Annotated in this window: 23 protein-coding genes, 1 tRNA gene and 3 pseudogenes; 15 read left to right on the top strand and 12 right to left on the bottom strand. The window is 69.3% G+C overall.

The features are described from left to right. Nucleotides 1-566 precede the first annotated feature (566 nt). Entirely contained in the window at nucleotides 567-905 is a 339-nt protein-coding gene (locus ACIPK4_RS35970; protein ID WP_402321004.1) for an STAS domain-containing protein, read from the bottom strand. Nucleotides 906-1167: 262 nt separating this feature from the next. Here ACIPK4_RS35970 and ACIPK4_RS35965 point away from each other — a divergent pair. After that, nucleotides 1168-1451: pseudogene (locus ACIPK4_RS35965) on the top strand (flavoprotein); the annotation flags it as partial. A gap of 434 nt (nucleotides 1452-1885) precedes the next feature. Here the strand turns inward: ACIPK4_RS35965 and ACIPK4_RS35960 are convergent. After that, nucleotides 1886-2599 carry a hypothetical protein gene (locus ACIPK4_RS35960; RefSeq protein WP_402321001.1) on the bottom strand — a complete coding sequence of 238 codons (714 nt, stop codon included), beginning with the start codon at nucleotides 2597-2599 and terminating at the stop codon, nucleotides 1886-1888. A gap of 134 nt (nucleotides 2600-2733) precedes the next feature. After that, nucleotides 2734-2806 (bottom strand) — tRNA-Ser (locus ACIPK4_RS35955). A 989-nt stretch (nucleotides 2807-3795) separates the two neighbouring features. On the opposite strand from ACIPK4_RS35955, the gene ACIPK4_RS35950 reads away from it, so the two are divergent. The 7 genes from ACIPK4_RS35950 (at nucleotide 3796) to ACIPK4_RS35920 (ending at nucleotide 9592) form a co-directional block, all read left to right on the top strand. Continuing rightward, a complete protein-coding gene (locus ACIPK4_RS35950; RefSeq protein WP_402320999.1) occupies nucleotides 3796-4191 on the top strand; it encodes a MerR family transcriptional regulator in 396 nt (131 codons plus the stop codon). Nucleotides 4192-4338: 147 nt separating this feature from the next. Then, nucleotides 4339-5220 (top strand): NADP-dependent oxidoreductase, encoded by an 882-nt coding sequence (locus ACIPK4_RS35945; RefSeq protein ID WP_402320996.1) that lies wholly within the window; start codon nucleotides 4339-4341, stop codon nucleotides 5218-5220. 65 nt (nucleotides 5221-5285) lie between these two features. Continuing rightward, nucleotides 5286-5462 carry a hypothetical protein gene (locus ACIPK4_RS35940; RefSeq protein WP_402320993.1) on the top strand — a complete coding sequence of 59 codons (177 nt, stop codon included), beginning with the start codon at nucleotides 5286-5288 and terminating at the stop codon, nucleotides 5460-5462. 214 nt (nucleotides 5463-5676) lie between these two features. Continuing rightward, the gene (locus ACIPK4_RS35935) at nucleotides 5677-6492 is read left to right on the top strand and encodes an inositol monophosphatase family protein (RefSeq protein WP_402320990.1); all 816 of its coding nucleotides are present in this window, start codon (nucleotides 5677-5679) and stop codon (nucleotides 6490-6492) included. 39 nt (nucleotides 6493-6531) lie between these two features. After that, nucleotides 6532-7128: an NADPH-dependent F420 reductase gene (locus ACIPK4_RS35930; protein WP_402320989.1), complete on the top strand. Its 597-nt coding sequence runs from the start codon at nucleotides 6532-6534 to the stop codon at nucleotides 7126-7128. Between the two features lie 359 nt (nucleotides 7129-7487). Beyond that, on the top strand, nucleotides 7488-8516 hold the full coding sequence (locus tag ACIPK4_RS35925; RefSeq protein ID WP_402320986.1) for a helix-turn-helix domain-containing protein: 1029 nt from the start codon (nucleotides 7488-7490) through the stop codon (nucleotides 8514-8516). A gap of 914 nt (nucleotides 8517-9430) precedes the next feature. Beyond that, nucleotides 9431-9592 (top strand): hydrophobic protein, encoded by a 162-nt coding sequence (locus ACIPK4_RS35920; protein WP_402320985.1) that lies wholly within the window; start codon nucleotides 9431-9433, stop codon nucleotides 9590-9592. A gap of 836 nt (nucleotides 9593-10428) precedes the next feature. Here ACIPK4_RS35920 and ACIPK4_RS35915 read toward each other — a convergent pair. Further along, a complete protein-coding gene (locus tag ACIPK4_RS35915) occupies nucleotides 10429-10704 on the bottom strand; it encodes an isoamylase early set domain-containing protein (protein WP_402320981.1) in 276 nt (91 codons plus the stop codon). Nucleotides 10705-11028: 324 nt separating this feature from the next. Continuing rightward, nucleotides 11029-11445 carry a hypothetical protein gene (locus ACIPK4_RS35910; protein ID WP_402320979.1) on the bottom strand — a complete coding sequence of 139 codons (417 nt, stop codon included), beginning with the start codon at nucleotides 11443-11445 and terminating at the stop codon, nucleotides 11029-11031. Between the two features lie 111 nt (nucleotides 11446-11556). Here ACIPK4_RS35910 and ACIPK4_RS35905 point away from each other — a divergent pair, with 111 nt between their 5' ends. Further along, a complete protein-coding gene (locus ACIPK4_RS35905; RefSeq protein ID WP_402320976.1) occupies nucleotides 11557-12255 on the top strand; it encodes an HNH endonuclease family protein in 699 nt (232 codons plus the stop codon). Nucleotides 12256-12463: 208 nt separating this feature from the next. On the opposite strand, the pseudogene ACIPK4_RS35900 reads toward ACIPK4_RS35905, so the two are convergent. From ACIPK4_RS35900 to ACIPK4_RS35885, 4 genes and pseudogenes are all read right to left on the bottom strand, one after another. Next, a pseudogene (locus ACIPK4_RS35900) lies at nucleotides 12464-13458 on the bottom strand (transposase); the annotation flags it as partial. Between the two features lie 368 nt (nucleotides 13459-13826). Next, on the bottom strand, nucleotides 13827-14120 hold the full coding sequence (locus tag ACIPK4_RS35895; RefSeq protein ID WP_402320973.1) for a hypothetical protein: 294 nt from the start codon (nucleotides 14118-14120) through the stop codon (nucleotides 13827-13829). Nucleotides 14121-14189: 69 nt separating this feature from the next. Beyond that, entirely contained in the window at nucleotides 14190-14504 is a 315-nt protein-coding gene (locus ACIPK4_RS35890) for a hypothetical protein (protein WP_402320970.1), read from the bottom strand. Between the two features lie 48 nt (nucleotides 14505-14552). Continuing rightward, on the bottom strand, nucleotides 14553-14936 hold the full coding sequence (locus tag ACIPK4_RS35885) for an ATP-binding protein (RefSeq protein WP_402320967.1): 384 nt from the start codon (nucleotides 14934-14936) through the stop codon (nucleotides 14553-14555). 379 nt (nucleotides 14937-15315) lie between these two features. On the opposite strand from ACIPK4_RS35885, the gene ACIPK4_RS35880 reads away from it, so the two are divergent. From ACIPK4_RS35880 to ACIPK4_RS35870, 3 genes are all read left to right on the top strand, one after another. Next, the gene (locus tag ACIPK4_RS35880; protein WP_402320964.1) at nucleotides 15316-16341 is read left to right on the top strand and encodes a YihY/virulence factor BrkB family protein; all 1026 of its coding nucleotides are present in this window, start codon (nucleotides 15316-15318) and stop codon (nucleotides 16339-16341) included. Nucleotides 16342-16379: 38 nt separating this feature from the next. Next, nucleotides 16380-16508 carry a hypothetical protein gene (locus ACIPK4_RS35875; RefSeq protein WP_402320961.1) on the top strand — a complete coding sequence of 43 codons (129 nt, stop codon included), beginning with the start codon at nucleotides 16380-16382 and terminating at the stop codon, nucleotides 16506-16508. 78 nt (nucleotides 16509-16586) lie between these two features. Beyond that, entirely contained in the window at nucleotides 16587-16931 is a 345-nt protein-coding gene (locus ACIPK4_RS35870; RefSeq protein WP_402320959.1) for a phosphatase PAP2 family protein, read from the top strand. Nucleotides 16932-17094: 163 nt separating this feature from the next. Here ACIPK4_RS35870 and ACIPK4_RS35865 read toward each other — a convergent pair whose 3' ends face one another. Beyond that, nucleotides 17095-17568 carry a ubiquitin-conjugating enzyme E2 gene (locus tag ACIPK4_RS35865; RefSeq protein WP_402320955.1) on the bottom strand — a complete coding sequence of 158 codons (474 nt, stop codon included), beginning with the start codon at nucleotides 17566-17568 and terminating at the stop codon, nucleotides 17095-17097. A gap of 954 nt (nucleotides 17569-18522) precedes the next feature. Beyond that, nucleotides 18523-19056 (bottom strand): annotated as a pseudogene (locus tag ACIPK4_RS35860) (IS110 family transposase); the annotation flags it as partial. Between the two features lie 343 nt (nucleotides 19057-19399). On the opposite strand from ACIPK4_RS35860, the gene ACIPK4_RS35855 reads away from it, so the two are divergent. The 3 genes from ACIPK4_RS35855 to ACIPK4_RS35845 all read left to right on the top strand — a co-directional run bounded on the left by ACIPK4_RS35855 (nucleotide 19400) and on the right by ACIPK4_RS35845 (nucleotide 20898). Continuing rightward, nucleotides 19400-19996: a TetR/AcrR family transcriptional regulator gene (locus ACIPK4_RS35855; RefSeq protein ID WP_402320953.1), complete on the top strand. Its 597-nt coding sequence runs from the start codon at nucleotides 19400-19402 to the stop codon at nucleotides 19994-19996. After that, nucleotides 19993-20340: a nuclear transport factor 2 family protein gene (locus tag ACIPK4_RS35850; RefSeq protein ID WP_402320950.1), complete on the top strand. Its 348-nt coding sequence runs from the start codon at nucleotides 19993-19995 to the stop codon at nucleotides 20338-20340. The genes ACIPK4_RS35855 and ACIPK4_RS35850 overlap by 4 nt, the downstream gene beginning before the upstream one ends. A 306-nt stretch (nucleotides 20341-20646) precedes the next feature. Further along, a complete protein-coding gene (locus tag ACIPK4_RS35845) occupies nucleotides 20647-20898 on the top strand; it encodes a hypothetical protein (RefSeq protein WP_402320947.1) in 252 nt (83 codons plus the stop codon). 53 nt (nucleotides 20899-20951) lie between these two features. On the opposite strand, the gene ACIPK4_RS35840 is transcribed toward ACIPK4_RS35845, so the two are convergent. Continuing rightward, nucleotides 20952-21488 carry an AAA family ATPase gene (locus ACIPK4_RS35840; protein WP_402320945.1) on the bottom strand — a complete coding sequence of 179 codons (537 nt, stop codon included), beginning with the start codon at nucleotides 21486-21488 and terminating at the stop codon, nucleotides 20952-20954. Nucleotides 21489-21788: the final 300 nt, after the last annotated feature.

Genomic DNA, 21788 nt, shown 5'->3' with positions numbered 1-21788 from the left:
CCCGAGCCCGCCAAATGATGGAGGGCCGGTGTGATGTGGCATCGTCTCCGGTCATGCAGAACGGGCAAGAGGCGCGGGCCAGGTTCGGCGCGCCCTCCCGCCGAACTACTGAACAGGCCGAGCCCGCGAGGGCGACGAAGCCATCCGCGACGAGCTGACCCGCCGCGCCGGGGCGTACGTACAGCAGGACATCGACGACTGGCTCGCCCGCGCTCTCGCCGCTCACCGGGGCCACTACGCCGACCCGGCCGTCCGCGAAGCCGCCGCCGGCCTGTTGCCCCCGCCGGTCCTCGCCCACGCCGCGCTGCTCGGCGGAAGGGTCTCCGAGGCGGGGCGGAGTCTCCGTGCGTCATGGAGGTGTCGGCGAGGGGCCTTCCAGAGCGCACAAAGTGGTCAAGCCCTCCAGGTTCAGCCTCAGCCGGTGGCCCGCCCTGGCCGATCGGCAGCCGTATGCGTACCCGGGATTTTGTGGTCATCGGGGGCGGTGTGACGTCCGCGCTTCGGTCCCGGGAACGGCGCGATACGGAAGAAATCTGGCCGGCTTGGGGCGGCTGGGGGCGGTGGGGTCAGGTGGGGGTGACGGGGAAGAGGTCTTCGGCGCCGGTGAGGGCGAGCAAGCGCCGGAATTGGGGTGGGGGGTTGCGCAGGCTGATGCGGCGGCCGTACTCGCCAGCGGTGCGGCGGGCGCTGATGAAGGCGCCCAGGCCGGCGGAGTCGCAGAACGACAGTTCGGTGAGGTCCACGACGATGTCGGCCGGCCCGCTGTCCTGGGTGATGGCGGTGAGCAGGGCGGCGCGGAGTATGGGGGCCCGGTCGATGTCCATTTCGCCGCCGACGTGCACGACAGCCTGCTGGCGACTGTCCTCCGGCCGTGTGCCGGGGTCGTCGTCTCCTTGATCTCCCATGCCGACCACTATGCGATGGGCGGGGCCGTGGTGGCAGGAGTGGATCAAGACTTTGGGGCGTCTGACGTGCGGGGTGCGAGCGGCCCATCGGGTGGCCGCCTGCCCGGTGATGCCCAGTTCCGCGGGCGTTTTCCCTTCGCCTCGGGTTCCCGGTGGCGGTATCAGGAGCCCGAACTGCGGCGTCCAGGGAGTCAAGGGCCAGTGCTGTCCTTGCTCGTGCCCAGATCCGCCGGGCGGGCACTACGGCGAGTTCTTGGATGGCCTCGGCCTCGACGAGCGCCTCCAGGCGCGCTGGCTCCGCTGATCGACCTCAACCACCACTCCTGCGGCACCGTCTATCCTCACGGTATGGGCGAGCTCTCCGACCCCGAGAAGGACCTCTACCTCGTCGGCATGAAGTCCTACGGCCGCGCCCCGACCTTCCTCGCCACGACCGGCTACGAGCAGGTTCGCTCCATCGCCGCCCACCTCGCCAGCGACCAGGAGGCCGCCGAGCGCGTCGAACTGACCCTGCGCGAGACTGGCGTGTGCGGCGGAGCCGGCCTTGGCAGGCCGACGAGTATGTGCGTGCTGCTTCTACGCGACCACTGACTCGAGTGGCTACCGCCAGCCGCCCGCGGGCGGGCTGGTACTGGAGGCGGAGTCGGAAGGGCCTGGGGTGAGGGAGCGGAGCGGACCCGCCCAACGGGCCATAGGCCTGAACTCTGCGAAACGGGGTCATTTGGGCCAGCGGAGCGGGCTGTTCAGGGTGAAGGACAGCAGACCGCCGCCCCGAAGACCCGACCAGAGGCCGTGATCACTGGCTGACACGCAGTTTTCTACGTCGCACCAGCCGACCATGCATGAGCTCGTCAGCCGTGCGTGGGGGCTCTGGGCGAAGGGTATATTCTGTGCGGTTTAGGGCGCACTAGACGTTGTGGGCATGTTGTGGAGCTTCTGGGGGATCACCAGGCCACTGGGTGCCTCGGTGATGCTGTGCGTCATTTTTGCTGCTGCCGGTTGACGTCGGAGCTTGCAGGGTCCACGAGGCGGTGGGCGTCGACCACGTATGGGCCGTACCTGAAGCCCTTGCCCACCTCTTCGAGTCTGCTGTAGTCCTCAGTGGACAGGGAGCAGTCGAAGCGGTCGAGGGCGTGTAGCAGGAATCGGAAGGCCAGCTCCGGGCAGACCTTACTTGCGTAGCTTTCGATGGCTGTGCGTGTGGCAGTGAACGACTCGCCTTGCCTTGATGCTCGTGCACCGTCGAGCAGCCCCGTCAGGTCGAGGACCTGGGGAGCCAGGCGTTGACGTTCCTGTGCGGACGGTTCTGTGCCATTGGGCATGCAGGTGGTCGGGGTGGTCCACAGGGATTCTTCGGCACCTCGGGTCTGGGCGAGCGGTCCGAGGGCTGCCAGTAGTTGGTCCAGCCAGGCCCGTGGGGCTCCGCCGAAGGTGGGGGAGCCGCCCAATGAGTCCCCTGGAGCCTGCCACAGCAGATCCAGTTCGGCATGCGTGAGGGGGGAGCGATCCAGTCGTATGAGGTCCTCAAGTATCAGGACCAGGCCGGTGGGATCGGTGTCTGGGCCCCAGTACGCCAGGGCATGTTCGACAGGTCCGGCCGCGGTCAGTGGCCAGTCGTTGTGGTAGGAGCCGCAGAGGTCGGTTATTCCGAAGTCGGACGTCATCCAGTCGTCGTGAAGGTCTAGATCGTGCATGAGATGGCTCCTCGTCCGGGTAAGGCGATCTTGGTTCAGAAGCTGTCGTCCTTGTATGTCCCGCCGGTCACCATGAGGAAGACGAAGGCTGCTGCGGTGGCCTGGAGGAAAGGTGATGCTGCAACAGCGCGCGGCGGGGTGGGCCGGATTCGAACCGGCGTCTTTCCTCTTAGCTAGAGGGTGCGTCGACCTCTGCGCTACCTTCCCCCGCCGCGCTTGCACAGCCTATGTCAGCCCCGAGCCCCTACTGCTGGCCGGCCGCGGGGTGGGCTGGTCCTGGAGGCGGAGCAGGGGGGCGGAGCGGAGCCCCGTAACGGGCCGCAGAATCAGACCCTGTGAAGCGGGGTCACTCAGGCCTGCGGAGGCAGCGGTTCGGGGGGAGGCGGAGGGGAGCCCCGAACCAACGCGCAGCGGTCTGCCGCCGAGCGCAGCCAGGCGCCTCACTGCCCCGGAGCGAAGCGGAAGGGGTAGGGCATGGGTGGGGCTGTGTGGCATCGGTTGGGTGTCTGGCTTCGTTGATCTCTAGGAACAGCGTTTGTCGATCGGTTCTGGAGGCGGCTGGCGATCACCCGGCTCGCGGATGTCGATGACTAATGGGTTCTGGCACAGATCTTGGGGAGCGGTCGCGGAGGGTTAAGGTGTCGTTCGACTGAAGGGCGCACGGGTCCGAGGTTCGTCAGCGTTCACGCATCCTGGTCCACCACCAGCCGTCCATTGCCCACTCGATGTTGTTTGGCTCCGGCAAGGTGCGGCGCTCGAATACCTCATCGATGCGCGTGATCAGTCGCCCCAAGTCCCTTTTGGCTCCGGGAGGAAGGAGTCGCATCGTCCACTCCAGGACGTCCCGGGCGTCTTCCACCTCTATTCCGGGCGAAACGGCCTCGGAGGCGTTCAGATAGCGTCCAGGCTGCTTGAAGGCCCACTCAAAACGGGAGAGCGCATTAGCGACCGCGTTGGGCCACAGGTGCTGGTCCTCAACCCGGCGGATCGCTGCACGAGTCTGCGCGGAGACACCGCGGACTCTCAGGACCGGGTACTGCCATCGTGGCCGCCACCGCTCTGCACGGACGGCCCTGGGACGCCTACGCGGCATCGCCCTTTCGGATCAACATGAGGTCATACTGCCACGGCTGGGCACCCGCTTGGACCCCTGTTGGCGGTCTGCGTCTGGAGACCGCGGGCGTAGGCTCTTGAGGATGCGGATAGGCGAGCTTGCCAGGCGCACGGGCGTGAGTCCGCGCTCACTGCGGTACTACGAAGACCAGGGACTGCTGACCAGCACACGCTCCCACGCGGGGCAGCGTCACTATCTTGATGCCGCGGTCCAGCGCGTGTCGCTCATCCGGCAGCTGTTCGACGCAGGGCTGTCCAGCCGAGTGATCGCGACTGTGCTGCCGTGTGTTGACGTCCCGGGTGACCTGGGCGTCGCTGAGGAGACGTTCACAGCGATGGTGCGCGAACGCGACCGGATCGACGCCGACATCGCGCACCTGGTCGCGACCCGGGATGCACTCGACGCGCTGATCAGGGGCAACAGCCGGTATCGGGCGAAGCTGTCGGCGGTCGCGGAACCGGTGGCGCAGTCGACCTGATGCTGTGATCTGCGTCTCTGCCGCTTGCCTCTGACATCAATGTCAGAGGTGAGGATGGCGCCAGCGCCCGGAATCACCGGGTCGGCGTACGAGGGGCGGCAGAAGATGGGGCAGGCGTGGGGTTTTGGCAGGTACGGCGGGCCCGAGGTGCAGGAGTTCTTCGATCGGCCCGATCCCGTACCCGGTCGCGGTGAGGTGCTGATCAGGGTCGACGTCGCCGGCGTGAATCCCCTCGATCACATGCTGCGCTCAGGTCTGGTCGCCGGGCTCGACGGCGGGCGTCCGTTTCCCCGCGTGCTGGGCATGGAGGCAGCGGGAACCGTTCTTGCCCGGGGCGAGGACGTCAACGGGCTCGAGGTGGGCGACGCGGTCTTCGGCTTCGCACTGACCGGTGGCGGTACCTACGCCGAGACCACGGTGCTGTCCGCGCCGAACACCGCGCGCATCCCGGCGGGTCTGTCCGCGACCGTGGCGGCAACGCTGCCCGTGGCCGGGACGACCGCGGTGGACGTGCTCGACCAGCTCGGACTCCCGGCCGGTGCCACGATCCTGGTCAACGGGGTCGGGGGCGGCGTCGGCCTCGCCGTCGCCCAGCTGGCCATCGGGCGCGAGCTGCGCGTGATCGGCATCGGGAGTACTTCCAAACGCGAGCACGCAGAGGGCATAGGGGTGCGGTTCATCGACTACACCGCCGAGGACGTCGCCGATGCGGCACGCGAGCAGGTTCCGGTCGGCTTCGACGGGATCGTCGACCTGGTCGGAGGCACCTCGCTGCGGACGGTCGCTCCGCTCGCCCGGGATCCACGCAACGTCATTGCTGTCGGTGATGCGTCTGTGTCCGATCTCGGGGGGCGTTTTGTCGAGCGTCGCATCGACCGCGAGAACCTGGAGCGCTCGGCTCGGCTGGCCCTTGACGGAGTCCTCGCACCCCGAATCACCGCGGTCCATCCGCTCTCCGACGCCGCGGCCGCCCTCGCCGGTGTTGAAAACGGTCACACCTCGGGCAAGGTCGTCATCAAGGTGACCTGAGAAGCGCCCGGCCGGCTAACGCCGGCGCAACCAGGCCCGTTTTCTACCGCCGCCAACCACCAGCTGTGGCTCGACCACGACGGACCATGCGCCCGGCCGGACTCATCGACCGCCCGCTCGTCGAGGGCCGGCGCGTCTTCGACCGCGCCGGGTCGCACGAGCAGACCTCCGACTGCGCCGTCCCTCTGCAGGCCCGAGACGACGTCCTGACATTCACCGGGCTGTATCGGGCGGCCGGATGATGCGAGCAGGGGGCGTCCGGCGTTCACGTGCCCCCTCTTGCAGTGATCTGCGAGGCCAGTGGCTTCGCCTGCCCGTGAGCGGGCTGAACGTGCGCTTGGACGTCGGTGTGTGGCGCTGATGTTCCGGAGGGGTGTCGCTGGTGTCCAAGTGCGTACGGGGCCCGGTTCCTTAGATTTCGATCAGTCCCTTCATCCTTTCTCACACCGGAGCACCATGTCCGAAACCCTGGAGATCACTGACGTCCTCTCCGACGCCGACCTGCTCGACCGGACCGCGGCTGCCGTGCGTGCGGCTGGGCTGGCGCTGGACGAGCGTTTTGGGGAGGTGATCCCCTACGCGAGCCGCGAGGACCTGATGCGCGCGCTGGCCGTCAACGACGACGCGGTCCTCGACATCCTCAGGCCCCGCCTCACCCGGTTGCGCCCGCAGGCCGGCTGGGTGGAGGACGAGCTGGACGGCGGGGCCCTGCCGCCCGGCGAATGGTGGGTCGTTGATCCGGCCGAGGGCAATGTCAACCAGCTGCACGCCCTGCCCGACTGGGCGGTCACCGCCACCCTCGTCCGGGAGAACAAGCCCGTACTGACCGTGGTCCACCTGCCGTTGACCGGCGAGACCTACACCGCGCTGGCCGGCGGGGGCGCCTATCTCGACGGACGACCTGTGCATGTGTCCGGGACCGCGGACCTCGGCCTGGGCATCGTGGCCACCAGCCAGGCCCGGCCGGACGAGAACGACGACGTCGTGCGACGGATCGGTTCCTCGATCACCGCCATGCTCTTCGACGCCCTCGTCGTACGCACCTCGGTGCCCGCGACCCTCCACCTAGCGAACGTCGCAGCCGGCCGGCTCGATGCCTTCTGGCAGTTCGCCGGCGCCCGCGCGGACCTGCTGCCCGGAGCGCTGCTCGTCACCGAGGCCGGCGGACGGATCTCCGATGCCCAGGGACGCCCCTGGAGCCCGCACAGCGAAAGCTTCCTGGCGGCCGCACCGGGCGTTCACGCCGAAGCTGTCGCCACCCTCTCACGCTGACCCGCACCACCACGTGCACGTACGGAAGACCAGATCCTCATGACCGCGATCGCAGTACTCGGAAACGGCCGCGTCGGCGGCAACCTGGCCACGGCCCTGACCCGGGCAGGGCATCAGGTGACGGTGGCAGACAGCGCCCCGGGGGCCGCAGCAGCGGCCGCCCGCGGCGCCCGGGTGGTCGTCAACGCCACCCCGGGCGCCGGCTCCCTGGACCGGCTCACCGCCATGCGCGAGGAGCTGCACGGGAAGATCCTCATCGACGTCTCCAACGCCACCACCGACGGGCCGGACGGCCTCCCCGCCGACCTGCTCTACCCCGGAACCAGCCTGGCCGAGCAACTCCAGGAGGCCCTCCCCGGCACCCACGTCGTCAAGACCCTCAACACCATGCTCTTCCCGGTGATGACCTCCCCGGCCACCCTCAGCCAGCCGCCGACGGTGTTCCTCTCCGGCGAGGACCCCCAGGCCAAGCAGGCCGTCCGCGAACTGCTCGCCGACCTCGGATGGCACCAGGAGTGGATAGCGGACCTGGGCGGGATCCGGACCGCCCGCGCCACGGAGGCCGCGATCCTGTTCGTCCCGCACATCATCCGCGCCTCCGGATTCACTCCCTTCGCGATTTCGATCGCCCGCTGACGCGTGCGCCCGCACCGGCCGCGGACGACCGGCGCCGGTGCCGGCAGTGACGGGTCCCGATGACGGACTCGGCGCATCACCGCCACCCGTGCGAGCCCCGACAGGTGATGTTCCAGCAGCGACCGGCTGGTCATCAGGGAACGCATCTCCTGTAGCCGGACCGGACGAGCCCCCCTCCGCGCCGCGGACTTGGGAGGGGCATCCCTTCCGGCCGATTCGGAAGTATCAGCTCCACCCTCGACCATTGCCATGCCGGCCACTTGTAGGAAGATCTTCCCGGTATCGCATGAGCCGCGACGGCGTCCGTCGGAACACCACCACGGGGCGTTGTCGCAATGCAGACGAGGGAGCGGAGCGGGATGCAGGGGAACGGAGCGCCGGCCGGCGGCGCCCGGGGGGTCTTCACCGTGGACTCGACGGCCCCGGGCGCTGCACCGCAGGGACTCGAGGCGTTCCGGCGCGGGTGGGAGACGCAGATCGGCGACGACGTGTTCCAGCTGCCGGCCTTCAGCCCTGACACGATCGGCGACTTCCGGGTCAAGGGAAACGTGACCAAGGTCGACGGCGCGGCGATCGCCGATCTCCACGCAGCGTCGGCCACCCGCACCGCGGACGTCCCGGGCGGCGACCAGGACCTGGTCGCCATGTACGTGGTGCGGCGCGGCGCCTGGACGCTGGGCAACCCGCCCGGCCACGGCGACCAGACCGTATCGGCCGGGCAGTTCCTCGTCCGCCACCTCGGGAGTCTGACGGCCTTCGAGACGAGCGCCGACCTCACGGCGAAGTTCCTGGTCCTGCCCTCCGACGAGCTCAAACCCCTGCTCGGGAAGCGGGCCGTCACCGGATCCGCCGCCTCGGCCGAGATGCGTCTGCTCACGGCGATGACGGACATGATCCACACGACCATCGGCGAGCTCGGCCCGGCCGGCGTGAGCGCTGCTCAGCGCACCCTGATCGAGTTGACCAAGGCAGTGGCCAAGGGCCGCTTCGACGACGTCGAACCCCGGCTTGCCCCCGCCCTCGCCCAGGCAGCCAAGGACCTTGCCGACCGCCGGCTCGCCGATCCTGGACTCTCCCCGGCGATGCTCGCACGGGAACTCAACGTCTCCGTACGCACCCTGCACCGGGCATTCGCCGCGGTGGACGAGCAGGTGAGCACCTACATCCGCCACCGGCGACTGCACGAGGCCCGACTCGCCCTTACCGCGTCGGCAGGCCGCCCGAGCATCTCGGAACTCGCCGCACACTGGCAGTTCGCGGACAGCAGTCACTTCACCCGGGCCTTCAAGAAGCACTTCGGCCAGACCCCCACCGAGTACGCCCGCTCGACCGCGGCAACCCCTGCCCCACCGGACCGGCACCCGCCGGGCGCCGCCGAGTGCGGCTGACCCCGGGGCACGGCCCGCAGCCCCTCCGGCCCCGCCGCACTCTGCCCTGGCGGCGCACCCGCAGCAGCACCGCGGGCTGACCGCCGAGGCGCATTACGCCGCCGAGCGGCGGTGAGGGCGGAGCCGGACGGCGTGTGGGTGGTCGTCGATGAGGCGGAGCGGGGCCGGCTGCTGGACATTGCGGCCGGCTGTGGCGGCACGAGGCGGAAGCGCATGTCGGCTGCGGCTCGGCGTACGTCTTCGTGCTGGTCGCCATCGTCGAGCAGGCTCAGGAGCACGGTCACCGCCCGTGCCTCGTCCGCGCTGATCAGTTTCAGGCGCGGCTCGCTCACGGAGTCGAGGAGTACGTCGAGCAGGTCCAGGGTCTCGTCCATACCCGAACAACGGCAGGTGACCGGGCGGGTCACCCGCCGGTCGACTCGCACGGCGTTCCCGCTTGTGCCCGCAGGTCAGCCGAGGGCCGGGCCGTCCGCTGGTGCCCCGCGGCGACAAGCAGGGGAACGGTGCCGGGAGGCGCTTGCTCTGCGGTTTTTCGGGGTTGCCGCGACGGCTGGGGGCTGTCTGGTCCGGTAAGTGGGGTCGTTGGGGGCTTTCCCACCCGGCGGGCGGGGGACGCGCGCGGCCTGCGGGCAGGGATCGTGTGCGCCTGCGGGAGCCGGTCGGACCCGAGAACCCCGGCCCCCGCAGCTTCCTGTACAGCGAGGAGGCCGGCAGCGTCGCAGGTCAAGAAGTCGACCGCAGTCAACGTTCCGATGCGCTCCGCGCAGGACCAGTGGACGCTCCCGCAGTTCATGAACGGGGGAATACAGGCCGGGTCGCGCTCTCCTGGCCGCCTCGACGGTTAAGAAATACATAAAGATCGTACGCATGGGCGGCAGGTGTGCGGGCACACGGCGCTTCGGAGGTTGATAACTATGGTTCCCCTGCTTCTTGTTCTCCTGCTCATCCTGGTTCTCTTCGGTGCCGGTTTCGCGGTGAAGATCCTTTGGTGGATCGCCATCGCGGTTCTGGTCCTGTGGCTGATCGGCTTCGTTGCCCGCCCGAAGGGCAGTAGCGGCCGCTGGTACCGCTGGTAGCCCAACGGCACCGGCGCGACGGCCGGGCGACGCACTGGTGGCTTGCATCCTTCCCCCGGGGTGCAAGCCACCGTCTTGTCCCGGCCTTCAAACAGGGAAAGCAGGCCTTCAGTCGGTGGAAGCGGGCCGGCGGGGGGTATCCGTTGCGGCAACCGGGGCGGTCGCCGTGACGCAGCAGGGAACCTGCTCACCTCCAACGATCGGCGCCCGTCCCGGCCCGGCCCCGGTCACCGGTAGGCGTGTACCCCGCTGGAGCCAGTGGCGACTCGGGTGTTGTGGTCTGGAGGCGGCGGGCCGCGTGCGGTCACCGGCCGCGGTGGTCGTCTGTCGGCGAAGACGCCGCCGTCGTGACGGCGTGTCCCCGATCGAGGCGTTGTAGCGCCGGGGCGCCGGTGCACAGGCGCCACCGCCTTTGGCAGCCCGGCGGCCTGCTTCGTCGCGCTCGATTCTGGCGAAGTTGTTCACCCGCGCCCCGAGCGCCCGGGGGACGCTGTGCCCGATGACGACGGACTGGTCAAGGCCCGGGAGTGGCTGGAGACCTGGACCGGCCTGGCCATCAAGCTTCTGAACAGCCCATATCTGGCCCGCTACCGCGGATGGACCAAGATCCGCTGCAGAGACACCACCGAAGCGATCATCGGCGCCGTCACCGGCACCCTGCCCGGCCCCAGCTCCTCGTTCTCGGCCGCCACGACAGAGCGGCCAGCTGCGCGCGGTCGGCTGTGCTCAGCCGCTCCCGTGCGCGGCGCAGCCCGGGTTTCGGCACCCCCTGGGGTCTACGCGGCTGCGCCTGCACGTTCGGACCCAGGAGGTGCACCGTGTCGTTTTCGGCCCGGTTAGGTGTGGAGGCGGCTGTTGGTGCCGTCGTGGTGGTCGGCGGTGGGGTCGTCGAACCAGTAGTCGCCGGCTGCAAGGTAGCGGAAGGAGTGGCTGCTGTGGGTGGGGAGGGCGACGCTGGCGGCGCGGGTGCCGTCGCCGCGGTCCTTCAGGGGGTGGGCGGCGGGGTTCCAGTGGTTGAAGTCTCCGACGACGCTGACCGGTCCTTCGGGGGTGTCCTCGGGGAGGACGAAGGTGATCTGGGTCCGGCTGCCCTGCCGCTTGCGTTCGAGCACGGGGAACTCCATCCGTGAAGGCCGTCGGGGTGCGGGAAGTCTGCTCCGTGCGAGGACCGGCAACCGCAGGACAGGGCCGCGGGCTGCTTGACGCTCACCCGCTTGGATCCCCTGCCTGGGCAGGGCATGACGGGCGGGGGCGTACGTGGCGGGGCCCGGCCGGGGTGGCTTTGTCCGGCCGGGCCCCGCGGTGCGTGGACCTCGCTCTGTCACTGTGCCACGGGCAGGCCTGGCGTGCCAGGTGGGTGCGCCGCCCGGAGGAAGCGCCCCGTGCAGGCGGTGCGCCTCGCGGCAGCCGTGTCTGTGGAGGGGTCCGCTCCGCCGCTACGGGGCCGCGATGTGGGTGAGGGTGGTCTGGATGCGGCGGATGGCTTCTTCGGCGTCGGTGTACTGCTCGGGGGTGGGCTGGACGGTGCCGAAGGCGGGGCCGCCTTCGGGGTTGAGGGCGCGCCATTGCAGGACGGGGGTGAGGGCGGTGGCGGTGGCGCCGAGGAACCAGGCGAGGCGTCCGTGGACGTGGGCGAGAGAGATCGCGAGGGCGGCGAGTGCTGCGCGCAACTGCTCCAGCCGTTCGACCGGGGGCAGGGCCGACTGGGCGTGCGCGGTGCCGATGGCATTGGCGAGGTCGACGGCGGCTTTGCCGGCGATGGCCCGGTCGGTGGGGGTGGGGATCCATGCCTGGTCGCGGATCTGCTCCCTTGCTTCCGTGATCAGCGTCTCGATGGTGGTCCGCATGTCCATGCGAGCACCTTAGGTCTACCCGAGGGTGGGAGAGCGCTGTCGGGGCGGGCTGCGGCGTCCAGGAGAGCTGTGCCGACCGCGGATCGCGGTGGGGGAGTTCAGCGCACGCCCATGACAGCGCAGCGGTGGTCGGAGTACGACCAGGTATGGATCACCTCGGAGTCTTCGCTTGATGTGGACCACATGGTGCCGCTGGCAGAGGCCTGGGACTCTGGGGCGGCTTCGTGGACGGCGGGCCGCCGCGAGGCGTACGCCAACGATCAGGGCGCGCCGAACTCGCTGATCGCGGTCTCCGGCAGTTCAAACAGGTCGAAGGCGGACAAGGATCCGGCGGATTGGCTGCCGGTGAAGGCGGACCAGTGCAAGTACGCCGCGGACTGGGTGGCCGACAAGCTGCGTTGGAAGCTGACCGCGGACCCGGCCGAGCGCGACGCGCTGTCCCGCCTGGCGGAGGACTGCCCGGGCACGGCGGTCTCCTACGAGCAGGTCCCGTTACCAGCCGGGCTGGGCGTCGCGCCTGGCTTGGACGGACCGGGGCTTGGCCGTCAGCTTGGTGGCCGCGGACGTGATCGTGCGGCAATGGGTATCCATGGGGTCGACCAGGCCTGTCGGCTCGGCTGTGGGCTTCTTGGCGGTGGGTTCAGGCCCTGTGGGCGTCTTCCCATACCTGCCGGGCGTCGGGGGGAATCCGGCCGCGTGGGGGGACTTGGTATCCGTTGGCCTGGGCCCAGGTGCGGATGGCGTTGGTGTCGGTGGGGGGCTGGTCCGGGGTGGGGGCGGGCTTGTAGAGGACGGGGTGGGACGTGGTGAACTGCGGTGGCTGCTCGGTCAGGCTCTTGGGGAAGAGGGGGACGTGGGTGCGGCCGGTGAGGGAGGAGGCGAGGAAGCCGGTCAGGTTGTCGTCGCAGTCGAACCAGCCCGGTCCGCGTGCTTCGTTGACGGTGATCCGCCAGCGGGCGGGATCCTCGGCCGGATCGGTGATCCAGCACAGGTACTCGCCGTTGTCGGTGGAGCCGTTCGAGGTGGGGCAGAACCGGGCGGCGATCTGCGCGGAGAGGTAGAAGACGCGCAGGAGGCGGCGGTGGTAGCGGTGTAGTCGTCGCATGTTGTCGCTGATGCGATCGGAGTCCCGTGGGACCGGTGCGAGGCCGGCGACGCCGGCGAGGCGTCCCGTGCTGCCGAAGGCGTCCATGTCGCCGCCGGTGCAGGCGATGAACTCCGCCCCCAGCAACGGGCCTATACCGGGCAGGCTGAGGACCACTTCGGCGTGGCGGTGTTCTCGGAAACGGGCCGCGATCTGCGCGTCGATGGCGGCGATCTCTTCATCCAGAGCCAGCACGGACCGGGCCAGGGCGTTGACCACGGCGGCGGCTGTGCTCTCCCCTGCCACGGCAGTGTGCTGGGCCTGCGCCGCGGCGACGGCTGCATCGGCCATGGCCTGGGCGCCACGGACTTTGCGGTTCTTCAGCCAGGTCGTGAGGGGGCTTGGGCCGAGCCGGCGCAGGCCGGCTGGGGTCTGGTAGCCGGTCAGCAGAATCAGTGCGGCTTTGGACGCGGCGTAGTCGAAGGTCCGTTACAGGGCGGGGAAGTACTCCAGGAGCTGGGCCCGCATCCGATTGATGGCGCGAGTGCGGTCGGCGGCGAGGCCGTGGCGGCGGGCTGTGAGGATCTTCAGGTCCACCGCGATCTCCCGTTCCTGCAGTGGCTGCAGGTCCCGGCGCATCCGTGCCTGGTCGGCGATGACGTGAGCGTCCTTCGCATCGGTCTGGCCGTCCCGGGGGTAGCCACGGGAAGCGTGGTGGACGGTTCGGCCGGGAATGTAAAGCAGCCGCTGACCATGACTGGTCAGCAGGGCGATCAGCAGAGCGCCGCCGCCCGCGTTCAGGTCGACGGCCCAGGTCACCGGGCTGTCCTCAGCCAGTGCGAGGACGTCGCCTACAGCTCCAGGAGCTCGGGCTCGTTGTTGGGAACCCGGCGCGAGAGCACCTTCGTCCCGACCGTGTCGATCACCATGCAGTGATGCGCGGCCTTGCCGGCATCCGTCCCCGCCCAGAGCTCGGGCACCCGAGCCTCCCTCGTCGATCGGTTGACTGGTCCCTGCAGGTCAAAGCCACACCTTCGGCAGGAGCGCCGTCCAGCCACACCCAGGCCCCTGGGTCTCCCGATCGTACGAAGGACCAGAATCAAGCTACCAAGACGGTAAGGAGCGTCGTGGTTGGCCAGGGAGCGCGATAGCTGGCCAGTCTGAGCACTGGCATTCACGGAGGCGTGACTGAGCACGATGGCTGATACCGAGCGCGGCACGCGAGAACCGCCATGCCAACGGTGTTCTCCCGACGCGCGTGTGCGCGGTCAGCAAACAGGCGCGCCCACGTTCGTCATCAGGCCTCGGGCAACGGAATGCTGCGCCACTCCCGGCTCCTCTGCTCGGCCAAAGCCGCCAGGTGCCCGCGCTGTAACTGCTCAAGCGTCACCACCGCGAAGGTGTGCCGCAGCATGTGCGCGTGGCAGGCCAGCCGCACACCCGCCGCCTTGTACCGCCGGTTCGAGGCCGCGAACATCTCCTTCCACGCCGAGACCGACAACGGCTGCCCGCCCTCGCCGAGCCTCAACATCGCCGGCTCCAGCCCCGCCGGACCCTCGACCAACAGCAGACGCCGCTCAAGCCCGCCCAAGTGCTCCAACTTGACGCGGGACGCCGAACCGACCCGGCGCGCCCACGGCCTGCCCGGATCATCCACCACTCAGGGCCTGCGCCACCGCGCGTACCGGCCCGCCGCCTGCGCCTGGGCGACGACCTCCGGCCGGTCCCACCTCTGGTAGTCATCCACATCCCGCAGCACCGCGGCCGGCACGTAGGTCCAGCGCGAGGAGCTGCCCTTCGCCACCGCCTGCGGAAGCCAGAACCTCACATAGGCGCCCGATTCCGGTGACCACCACGGCACCTCGAACACCTCCAGCGCGCACTCCTCGGCCAGCCTGAGCCCGGTGCGGACCATCAGGTCGCAGAACGTCGCGTTGCGCGCCGCCCACCGCGCCCGGAACCCAGGCCGTGGCAAGCCCGCCGCGTCGAAGCGGGGGAGACCGGCTGAGCGCCGAGGTCAGGGTCAGCCTGTCTGGGCGGTGGTGAGTGTGGCCGTGACGGTCTTGCCGTCGTGGTGGATACGGACGCCGGTGGTGGCGAGCTGGTTGACCAGCCGCCATCCGAAGCCGCCGGGTGTATCCGGGGCCCAGGGCTTGATCCGAGGCGGGGCGGTTGAGCGGTCGCGGACCTCGACGGTGACGATGCCGGTCCGGGCGGTGATCTGGAAGGCGGCGGCGCCGCCTGCGTGACGGTCGGCGTTGGAGATCATCTCGGTCACCACGGTCAGCACGTCGTCCACGGCTGCGGCGGGCAGATGTAGGCCGGCCAGGACGGCACGGGCGGTTTCGCGGGCCTGCGCGCAGCTGAGGCCCGCTCCGAGCGGCTCCGGCAGAAGCCGCGATAGCAACGTCGCATCCTCCATATCGTGCGCTTTCCCCCGCTTTCATCCTGTAAGCGACATAGTCGACGTCTCGCGCCGTTCCCCCCACGTGCTCGGACCAGCTGATTTGCCCGCCAACGCTACAGGTTCGGCACCGATAAGCAGCAGTCAGGCTAACGCCGCCGGGCAGGCGCGGGATAGCGCGAGGGCCATGGGCGGGGGGTCGCCGACGAACTCGTCAGGCAGGCGCAGGAGCGCGGCGGCCGCGAACCAGCAACAGCTGTCGGCCGCCTCCGGCCACGTTCCGAGCTGCTCGCGGGGGCCGCCAATCCAAGCCGAGCGGCGGGCCGCAAGCCGCCCCAGGCATGGGTGCGGCGGGAGTGGATATGCGACGACCATGAAACCCATGAGGACACCGGAGCCTGCGGAAGGTCATCAGACGCCCGGCGGTGAGGCGGCGGGTCCGCATCGGCTGGTTGAGGAGCGGGCACCGGATCGGCTCTCTGAGTTGCCCAAGCAATCCTGGAGGGCGGTGCTGCGCGGGACGCTGAGGGAATTCAAGGACGACGAGCTGGCGGACCGGGCGGCGGCGCTGACCTACTTCGGGGTCCTCGCCCTGTTCCCCGCTTTGCTGGTGCTGGTGTCACTGTTGGGTATCGCCGGTGAGTCGGCGACCAAGGAGGTGCTGGACAACCTGCAGCGGCTCACCCCCGGGGCGGCTCGGGACGTGATCAGCAACGCCGTACAGCAGCTGCAGGACAGCGCCGGTATCGGCTCGCTGCTGGCCATCGTGGGTCTGCTGGTGGCGATCTGGTCGGCGTCCGGATACGTGGCCGCGTTCATCCGCGCCTCCAACGCCGTCTACGACATGCCCGAAGGCCGGCCGGTGTGGAAAGTGCTGCCGCTGCGCGTGGGGCTGACCGTCGTGCTCATGATCCTCGCCGTGGCCAGTGCCCTGATCGTGGTGTTCACCGGCGCTCTGGCCCGGCAGGCGGGTTCGGCGCTGGGTGTGGGCGACACCGCGATGACGGTGTGGGCGATCGCGAAGTGGCCCATCCTGCTGGTCCTGGTCACGGCCATGATCGCGTTGCTGTACTGGGCTGCGCCCAACGCGAAGGGCCGCGGCTTCAAGTGGGTGAGCCCGGGCAGCTTCCTGGCACTGCTGATCTGGATGATCGCCTCCGCCGGATTCGCCTTCTATGTCGCGCACTTCGGCTCGTACAACAAGACGTACGGCACGCTCGCAGGCGTGGTCATCTTCCTGGTGTGGTTGTGGATCACCAACCTGGCCGTCCTCCTGGGCCTGGAGTTCGACGCCGAAATGGCCCGTCAGCGCGCGATCGCGGGTGGGCTGCCCCCGCAGAAGGAGCCCTACGTCGAGCCGCGGGACACCCGGGAGTGGAGCGAGGAAGACCATCACCGCCTGGACTGAGCGCCAGACGGCTGCCGACCGAGGGGAGCTGCCGGAGTATGAGAGTGCTGGCCGGCTTGCGGGACCGCGACCACCAGGTGACGCGGCGCATCGCGGCCTTGGATTCCCCGGCGGCGCGCCGACTGCTGCACGCCGTCGGAAAAGCAGCCGAGCACACGAAGCTGTGATGGGCTGCCGCCCTGCCCATGGCGGCCGCAGGTGGCTGGCGTGGCCGCCGGGCCGCCGCAGCCGCAGGGGTGCTGGCGATGACGGTTGCCGAGGTGCTCTCGAACGGGGTCGCCAAGCAGCTCGTGGACGGGCGGCGGCCACCCGCGGAATGGATTGCGTACGACGACGTCGCGGACAGGCCGGACAGCTCGTCGTTCCCCTCCGGGCACACCGCCGCCGCAGTCGCCTTCACCGTCGCCGTTGCGTCGCCTTGGCCGTGGGCCGCGGCCGCGTGCGCGGTCCCCGCCGTGTTGGTGGCCGTCGAGCGGGTCCACAGCGGCGCCCACTACCCCTCCGACGTGGCGGCAGGCGCCGAGATCGGCGGCGCGACCGCGACCTTGGTCCGCCACGCGCCTCCTCTCCTGGTCCGCTGTCGGCGATGATCACGCCTGCCCTGGTGGGTGAGCGGCGAGGCGGCAGGGTATGTGCGGCCCGGGAACCCTGGGAGCGGAGGCAGGTGAATGTGAGCCCTTCAAGGAGTCAGGTGGGGGTGGTGAGCGCCGTTCGCGGACCTGGCCGCGCTCCCCGAGGCGGCCAACCGGGGGCTCAGGATGTGGAGTCGACCTCCCCGTGCCGGGCCCGTCGCCGGTAGTCCTGCGGGGCCAGTACATACAGCTCCGCGACTTCGGGACGGGCCGGGTCGTGTACGTCGGGTTCGTCGAGCAGCGTCATCACCGAGCGCAGCGTGGTCTCGATGGTCTGTCCGGGATCCCACCTTTCGCTCAGGGCGTCCAGGTCGATGCTGCCGCAGGTGCTGACGTTGGGGTGGTGGACCGGCTCGGTGAAGCGCATGTGCGGCCGATCGGCGGGATACGACGAGGGCACGGTGATGTCCACGGGAAATTGCCGACCGGCGAACATTGACGACGTGTCCGGCAACAGCACCGCTTTCCACCGGAACAGATCACCGTCGACGCAGGGGTTGATCAGCATCTCGTCGGCGGGGGGAGGCGACTGTGTCAGCCGCGTCGCTTCCGCCTTCAGCCTGGCCTCAGCAGTGGAATCCACGGGGTGTTCCATCCTTCCGGCGAGGTAGCGGGCCGCCGGTCCCGGATGGTGCGGGGATCCGGTACCAGCTCATTCCGCGTATGCCCAACTCTTCGTACCCCAGCCCGGGCACCGCCGGCACGGCATATGGGTGGAGGGGGCTGCCGCGGCCTGAGCCATGCCTTCCATGGGGAGCAGGGCGGCCAGCGCGACGACGGCACGGCAGTGGTCTTCCTCATGCGGGTTGCCTTTCGTCCGGCGGGAGACGCGAGGGCACGGCCGTGCCGGGTACGTCCCGATGTGTATGGGCCCCCCGCACCGCTGGCCCGGCAGCGAAATCGATCACCATATCCGCCCATACCGGTTACTTGTCGCATCGGGGCGCAGCCCCCCGGATCGCCGCCCGACAGGGGCCGGCGAGGTGCGTTTCAGGGCGGCGCGCAGGAGTTCGTCAGTAGACCGCGCGGGCGAGCGGCGCCGCCAGGTCCTGCCCGGACCCGGGTCCGCGACCACCTGCGCCGCCATTCCGATGCCCTGGTCAGCGGGGCCACCGACGCACCGCGCTCGGTCCAGGTACTCATCGCGTCCCTGGCGGCGGCCGGCATTACCGGGGTGAAGGCGCCGGCCTGTCCGCGCTGCGGCTGCGTGCGGCCGCAGCGGCGGGCGGTGCCGGGCGGCGGTCTGCCGAGGGTACGAAGGGCGTCCTCGCCGCCCGCGGCAACTTGGGTTCTGATCCCGTTCCTCCAGCGCATCAACGCCTACCTGGTGCGCTGGATCCGCAGGAAGTATCGGCGGCTGGCGCCGTTGCGGAAGGCCATCACGAAGCTCCAAGAGATCGCTCAGCGATACCCGCGGATGTTCGCGCATTGGCCGTACACAACACTTGCCGCCATGGCCTGGTGATCAGGATGACAAGAGCGGAGTGACGAGAGATTGTCACGCTCCGTTCTATGGGAGCCCGGGGGTGAGATTCCCCCGGGCGACCCGACTCAGCAGGGTAAGGGGGCCCTTGTTGGTGAGATCCAGAGCCCGCTCCAAGCCGGGGAAAATGCAGGTCAGCTGAGCCCGGAGCCGGTTGACGGTGCGGGTGCGGTCGGCGACCAGGTCCATGCGGCGGCCGGTGAGGATCTTGAGGTCGATGGCGGTTTCGTCGCCGGCGCGTAAGGCGTTGAGGTCGCGGCGGATGCGGACCTGATCGGCGATGACGGCTGCGTCCTTGGCGTCGGTCTTGCCTTCGCCGCGGTAGCTCTCGGAGGCGCGGTGGATGGCGCGGCCGGAGATGTAGTGGCCCGGCTGGTCGTGGTTGAGGAGGATGCTGATGGCCAGGGCGGCTCCGCCGTCGGCCAGGTCGATTCCCCAGGTCACCTCGTCGTCCAGTGCCAGGACGTCGGTGAGCAGTTCGAGGAGTTCAGGCTCGTCGTTGGCGACGCGTCGAGACAGCAGCCGGCGGCCGCTCTCGTCGATCGCGACGCAGTGGTGGTGGGTCTTGCCTGCGTCGATACCGGCCCAGATCGCGGCCATGGTGCCTCCGTGCGGTGGGGTGTGCTGGGTGCCTCCCGACGGACGACCTCGCTGTCGATTCCCTACGGAGCGATCATTCGCAATTCCTAATTGGCAGCCGAGTCGTCGGGGGCGTCGGGCGGCCAATCAATGGAAGCCACAAGCGGCAGAACCTTGAGAGCCACACCCGACGCCCCTGGGTGGGAGAACCATACGAAGGGCTCGCCCGGTCCCGCAGACAACGTAGGGAACCCTGACAGATCTCACGGAACTTGGATCGTTCGACCGCTGGGGGAGTGACGGGACGGACCAGACGTGACGGCGTGCTATTTTTGTGAGCGATCGTTCAACTACGGGGGGTTCGGTGGGCCGCAAGCAGCTCTGGGATCAGGCGGATGTACTGGCCCGCGCCATGCGACTGTTCCGCCGCCGCGGCTACCTCGGGGCCTCGCTGCGGGACATCGAAGAGGCGACCGGAATGCATCCGGGCAGCCTGTACCGGGTCTTTCAGAGCAAGGAGGGCCTGTTCTGCGCCGCACTGGACGCCTACAACGACCAGGTGGTGCAGGGCCGAGTCCGGGCGCATCTCCTGGAATCGCCGGACCCTGTGGCGGGCATCCGGTCGTTCTTCACCTCGACGTTCGAGACCGGGCTCGATCCCGATCCGGGATGTCTGCTCACCAACACCGCGGTGGAGTCCTTCACCGTTCCGCAGGCCGCCGCGGGAGTGCACCGGGGGCTGGAGACGATCGAGTCCGGCTTCGCCGACGCGCTGACGCGCGCCCGCGCTCTGGGCCTGCTGGCGGCGGATCTGGACGTCGAGGTGTCGGCAGCCCGACTGCTGGCGCTCTATCAGGGCCTGTTGGTGCTGGTCCGGGCCGGCACCCCCGTCACGAAACTGAACACCATTACCGATGGCGCAATGGCGTCGATCGGCTCCGACAAAGAAGGACAGCGATGATCGACTCGCAGCAGCTCTGGACGAACTACGCCGCGTGCTGGTCGGCCGACCCCGGCGAGCGGCTTGCCGCACTCGGCGCGGTCGCGGTCGAAGACGTCGCCTATCGGGACCCGGGCACGGAGGTGGGCGGGCTGACGGAGCTGGCCGCCTACATGGCCGGGTTCGCCGGAGCCTTCCCCGGTCACCGGTTCCGTATCGACGAGGTGGTCGAGCACCACGACCGGTCGCTCGCACGGTGGACCCAGCTCGGCGAGCAGGACGAACCCGCCATGGCGGGCGTGAGCACCGCCCTGCACCGCGATGGCCGGCTCGCTGACATCACCGGGTTCTTCCTCCCCGCGTAAGCGGATCCCACAGCCTCGCCGAGTCTGCGCCGACCGGCCGGAGCCGCTCGGCGAGGTCACCCTCCACCGTCACTTCGGTGACACGGACCGAATCAACTGAGACGCCGAGCGAAGCAGACGAGATCGCTTGAGACAGGAAATTGCGGGCGCAGTCCGCAGCCTTCGCAGATAGCAACTCCTTGTGGCCAAAGCCCCATCGACACGGCATGCTGAGTTCTTGCGGTCGAGGGAGGCTCGGCGTGTCGATACATCCGCTGATGCGCCGCACTGGCTAACGGATACCCGAAGGGCACGCATTCCCGGGCGATGTCAGAAGACCAGGATCCGGCGGTGTGGCTGCCGCCGGCGCCGGAGCCGGACCATCCGGCTTACCAGCAGATCATGGCGGTGTTCGCCGCGGCCGACGCGCCGCTGCGGGCGCGGCAGGTGTGCGAGGCGATGGACCTGGAGATCGCGCCCAACAACATCAACAACACCCGCCTGAAGCTCAAGCGGCTGACCGAGCGCGGAATCCTGGCCGAGACCGAGCAGGGCTTGTTCACCCAGCCACGGCCGTAGCCTGCCGGCGACACCGCGCTTGCCCCTTCCGAAAGCGCGGAATGGACATCAACTTACGCACCACCGCTCAGCTCCTGAACTGCGTCGATCACGCTGTCCACCACCTCGGTCACCGGCTTGGATGCATCGATGATCGTCGCGCCACGGCTTTCGTACATCGCTCGCATCCGAGGATTCCACTCCAGGGCCGCTGCGAGCTCTTCGGGATGTTGACCGAATGGGTTCGTAGTGCGGGTCGCGAGCCGGTGGCGGAGCGTGTCCTCGTTGATCACCAGGCACACGATGACGTCGAAAAGATCGCGGACCTCTGCCTCGTTCTCCGCCGACCCACACAAGAACGCGATTCGGAAACGAGACTCCTCGACGAGGGTCTCAACGCGCTCGCGGACGATCGCCCACCCGTATCGATCGAGCCAGCCCTCGGGAACGGGATACGGAGGATCCATCACGACCTCGCCCTTGGCTCGGTCGATCCAGCGACTGAAGCCGTCCTCATCGGCGTCGAGCGCGACGTAGCCACGCGCTCGCAACACCCCGCAGACCGTGGACTTACCAGTCCCTGAATTGCCCGTCACCCACACCACTGTCACGCCGCCAGCGTAGACATACCACCCTGGCCCAGCGACGTAATCGCCGCGATCAGACAAGGTGTCCGGCACAGCCGGTGATTGGCCAAAGCCCCAGCTCAGACACCATGCCACGTGCGTCAAGCACGGGCTCGCCGTCGCCGGCCGGGGCGCGGGCTCAGGCCGCGGCGGGAGCACCCGTGCGGAGGGTCCGGCAGCGGGCGCGCGCCCCCGGGCGGTCACAGATCAACCGGGTCGCCGGTAACCAGTACGTCGGGGGCGTACCGCCGGCCACCCATGCGGGTACCGCGTGGACGTCGAGTT

Source organism: Streptomyces sp. NPDC086989, from assembly GCF_044745505.1.
In the GTDB taxonomy this organism is placed as follows: Bacteria; Actinomycetota; Actinomycetes; order Streptomycetales; family Streptomycetaceae; genus Streptomyces.
Note: the sequence above shows the minus strand (reverse complement) of the source record. Positions and strands in the feature narration are given on the sequence as shown.

Coding starts and splice junctions, on each gene's coding strand:
- ACIPK4_RS35970 (WP_402321004.1), bottom strand. CDS start 905: ATGGGAGATCAAGGAGACGACGACCCCGGCACACGGCCGGAGGACAGT.
- ACIPK4_RS35960 (WP_402321001.1), bottom strand. CDS start 2,599: ATGCACGATCTAGACCTTCACGACGACTGGATGACGTCCGACTTCGGA.
- ACIPK4_RS35950 (WP_402320999.1), top strand. CDS start 3,796: ATGCGGATAGGCGAGCTTGCCAGGCGCACGGGCGTGAGTCCGCGCTCA.
- ACIPK4_RS35935 (WP_402320990.1), top strand. CDS start 5,677: ATGTCCGAAACCCTGGAGATCACTGACGTCCTCTCCGACGCCGACCTG.
- ACIPK4_RS35930 (WP_402320989.1), top strand. CDS start 6,532: ATGACCGCGATCGCAGTACTCGGAAACGGCCGCGTCGGCGGCAACCTG.
- ACIPK4_RS35925 (WP_402320986.1), top strand. CDS start 7,488: ATGCAGGGGAACGGAGCGCCGGCCGGCGGCGCCCGGGGGGTCTTCACC.
- ACIPK4_RS35920 (WP_402320985.1), top strand. CDS start 9,431: ATGGTTCCCCTGCTTCTTGTTCTCCTGCTCATCCTGGTTCTCTTCGGT.
- ACIPK4_RS35910 (WP_402320979.1), bottom strand. CDS start 11,445: ATGGACATGCGGACCACCATCGAGACGCTGATCACGGAAGCAAGGGAG.
- ACIPK4_RS35905 (WP_402320976.1), top strand. CDS start 11,557: ATGACAGCGCAGCGGTGGTCGGAGTACGACCAGGTATGGATCACCTCG.
- ACIPK4_RS35880 (WP_402320964.1), top strand. CDS start 15,316: ATGAGGACACCGGAGCCTGCGGAAGGTCATCAGACGCCCGGCGGTGAG.
- ACIPK4_RS35875 (WP_402320961.1), top strand. CDS start 16,380: ATGAGAGTGCTGGCCGGCTTGCGGGACCGCGACCACCAGGTGACGCGG.
- ACIPK4_RS35870 (WP_402320959.1), top strand. CDS start 16,587: ATGACGGTTGCCGAGGTGCTCTCGAACGGGGTCGCCAAGCAGCTCGTG.
- ACIPK4_RS35865 (WP_402320955.1), bottom strand. CDS start 17,568: ATGGAACACCCCGTGGATTCCACTGCTGAGGCCAGGCTGAAGGCGGAA.
- ACIPK4_RS35850 (WP_402320950.1), top strand. CDS start 19,993: ATGATCGACTCGCAGCAGCTCTGGACGAACTACGCCGCGTGCTGGTCG.
- ACIPK4_RS35845 (WP_402320947.1), top strand. CDS start 20,647: ATGTCAGAAGACCAGGATCCGGCGGTGTGGCTGCCGCCGGCGCCGGAG.